This is a genomic window from Aquabacterium sp., assembly GCF_021768455.1.
Lineage (GTDB): Bacteria > Pseudomonadota > Gammaproteobacteria > Burkholderiales > Burkholderiaceae_C > Aquabacterium.
The window spans coordinates 1-3010 of the sequence record NZ_JAIZVX010000245.1; the positions used below are offsets into that span (position 1 = coordinate 1).

At 70.4% G+C, this 3010-nt stretch carries 2 protein-coding genes and 1 pseudogene; 2 read left to right on the forward strand and 1 reads right to left on the reverse strand.

Going from position 1 to position 3010, the window contains the following annotated elements:
- A partial coding sequence (locus QZ994_RS19260; RefSeq protein ID WP_290877541.1) for a glutamate--tRNA ligase family protein occupies positions 1 to 845 on the forward strand: 845 nt, incomplete at its 5' end.
- 196 nt (positions 846 to 1041) lie between these two features.
- Entirely contained in the window at positions 1042 to 1887 is an 846-nt protein-coding gene (locus tag QZ994_RS19265) for an alpha/beta hydrolase (protein ID WP_290877544.1), read from the forward strand.
- Between the two features lie 847 nt (positions 1888 to 2734).
- Here the strand turns inward: QZ994_RS19265 and QZ994_RS19270 are convergent.
- A pseudogene (locus QZ994_RS19270) lies at positions 2735 to 3010 on the reverse strand (hypothetical protein); the annotation flags it as partial.

The window sequence follows — 3010 nt, forward strand, 5'->3', positions numbered from 1 at the left end:
GCGAGAAAGTGGTTGAGGGCTGGGACGATCCGCGCATGCCGACCATTGTTGGCCTGCGCCGTCGGGGCTACACGCCAGGCGCCATTCAGCTCTTTTGCGAACGGATCGGCGTATCGAAGGGCGATAGCTGGATCGACTACGCCATTCTGGAAGGCGCACTTCGCGACGATCTGGATGAAAAGGCACCACGCGGCATGGCGGTACTGGATCCGGTCAAACTCAAGCTCACCAACTGGGATACGCTTTTCGGCGCCGGTCATACCGAGCCCTGTACCGCTCCGCTCCACCCGCATCATGCCGAAATGGGTCAGCGCAATTTCAATCTGACGCCCGAAATCTGGATCGAGCGCGAAGACTTTGAAGAGGTGCCACCCAAGGGCTACAAGCGCCTCTTCCCCGGCAACAAGGTGCGCCTCAAGGGCGGTTACGTCATCGAATGCACCGGCTGCACCAAGGACGCCGATGGCCGCATCACCGAGGTGCTGGCCACCGTGGTGCCCGACACCAAGAGCGGCACCCCGGGCGCCGACAGCGTCAAGGTCAAGGCCGCCATCACCTGGGTGGGCGTGGCCGATGGCGTGGCCGCCGAGGTGCGCCTCTACGACCGCCTCTTCACCGACGCGCACCCGGACGCCGGCGGCAAGGACTTCCTGGCCTGCCTGAACCCCGAGAGCAAGCAGGTCATCACGGCCTACCTGGAGCCCTCGCTGGCCGCGGCGCTGCCCGACCAGAAGTTCCAGTTCGAGCGCCATGGCTACTTCGTGGCCGATCGGCTGGACCACGCTGCTGGCAAGCCCGTGTTCAACAAGATCACGGGCATGAAGGACGGCAACTGGGCCAAGTGAGCCGGGTTGTGGGTTGCCCTCCGCGCGCACCCCTCGCAACCGCGCCGATCCCTGGCTCTGGCGCCAGATGGCCCTGGTCGAGGTCGGCGTGCTGGCGTGGGCAGTGCACCACGGTGCGTTGCCACAGCCGATCTGACGCCAACCTGCGGAAAGCCCTGATCCCCTGATGGGCGTGGGGTGCGCGCCGGGCGATAGCATGGGTTTCGTCCTGCTCACCGGCTGCGAGCCGGCCCACGCCATGCCTGCTTCGACCGCATCCCCCGCCCTGGCGCTTTTCGTCCACTCCACCGGCACCGGCCCCTTCATGTGGTCCCGTCATCTGGCCGATCTGCCTGAGGGCCTCGCCCCGCTCACGCCGGCCAACCTGGGCTACAGCCCGGCCACGGCCTTGCCGGCAGGGCAAGCCAGCACCGTGGCCGATGAGGTGGCCCACCTGCGCGCACAGATCCCCGAGGGCACGGAGGCGGTGCACCTGGGCGGGCATTCCTATGGTGGCCTGGTGGCAATGAGCCTGGCCCAGGCCCTGGCTGCCGAAGGACGGGTGGCCGTGCGCTCGCTGTGGTTGTATGAGCCCGTGCTGTTCGCACCCCTGAAGGCCGATGAGGCCGGCCTGCCGCCCGACGTGGCCCGCGAGGTGGCCTGGCTCTACAGCGACCCGCTCTTCTTGCAGGAGGAGCACGGCGGCAGCGAGGCCTGGCTGCAAGGCTTTGTCGACTACTGGAACCAGCCAGGGGCCTGGGCCGCCTTGCCCGACAAGGCGCGGGCCATGGCTCGCCAGGTGGGCTGGAAGATGTTCCAGGAGGTGCGCTGCGTGGCCCGTGAGGCGCAGGACTTTGCGCACTACCGTTTTGCCATCCCCTTGACCCTGGTGCGCGGCGAGCACACCACACCACCTGCCCGCGAGATGCTGCACCGCTTGGCCACCGTGAACCCGCACGCCGAGGTGACCGTGCTGCCGGGCGTTGGCCACATGGGCGTCGTGAGCGCCACCGAGGCCGTGGGCCAGAGCCTGCGCGCCCACTGGCAACGCGCCCTGGCTTGACGCAGGCCAGCGCGAACGGCTCGTCCGATCGGGCATGATCCGGGCATGTCTGAACGCCCATGGTTTCGCGCAGCCCAGCCCTTCAACTGCCCTCGCATCAGGCGTGCCGCCTTGTTGTTTGGATTGGCATGGGCGTTGCCGAGTCTGCTGGCCTTGTCGGCGTGTTCAGAGCGGCGCGGCGAAGGCGGGGCTGAACCCCCGCGTTCCGCCATGCCGGCCTGGATGTCGGTGTTCAAGCCCGCGAGCGGCCCGGTGGCCGAGCCACCCAATCCCTTGTGGCCGCCCACGGACCGGGCTGCCGACCCGGCGGGGGCCTGGCCCACCATCCAGACGGCATCGGGTCCTGGCCTGGTCCGCGCCCCTTTCCCTCCGCGAACGGCTTCGGGCGCGGTGCCTGGCCGAAGTGCCGAACACGGCCCTGCCGACCAGGCCGGTGAGGCGGGGGCTGTGGCCCAGGACCGGGAGGCATCGGGGTCGGCCAGCGCCACCGGCGCTTCGGCCCAGGGCGAGGGCCGACCCATGCGCCCAGGTGGGCCGGGCGGGCCAGGGGGCCCTGGTCGGCCTCCCATGGGGGGCGCCTCCGGGCCTGGCATGGGGATGTCGCCTCGAGGCGAGCCTCCACCTGGGGCACCAGGTGTCACCACCCCGCCGCCAGTGGACACGACTGTGACGCCACCTGCGCCCTTGCGAGCAGGTCAGCGGCCCATCGTTTCGCTCAAGGCTGGGGTGATCGAAGCGGCCAGGGCCTCGGCGGCTCAGCCCTGAGGCGACCGGGTCAGGTCACTTCTGGGCTGATTGCGGGCCAGTTGCGTGTCGCGGCCCCCGGGGCGCGGCAGCGGGCAAGGCGTCAGGCGGCGTCGTCGGCCGCCTTGCGAGGGCGGCGAGCGCGGGGCGCAGCTTTGGGGGCGGTGGCCGCCTGGCCTGCGTCGCTGGTCGGGGCCGGTGCGGCGGGCGCGTTCTCGGCCGGAGCCTGTCCCGCATCGGCCTTGGCCTTGCTGGAGGTCTTGCGGGCCGGCGCCTTCTTGGCGGCGGCGCGCGGGGCCCTCGTGGGTTTGGTGGCCGTGGCGCCGTCTGTCGCAGCGGGGGCAGCCAAGGGCACCGGTGCGGCCGGCGTTGGCGCTGG

Coding starts and splice junctions, on each gene's coding strand:
- QZ994_RS19265 (WP_290877544.1), top strand. CDS start 1,042: ATGGGTTTCGTCCTGCTCACCGGCTGCGAGCCGGCCCACGCCATGCCT.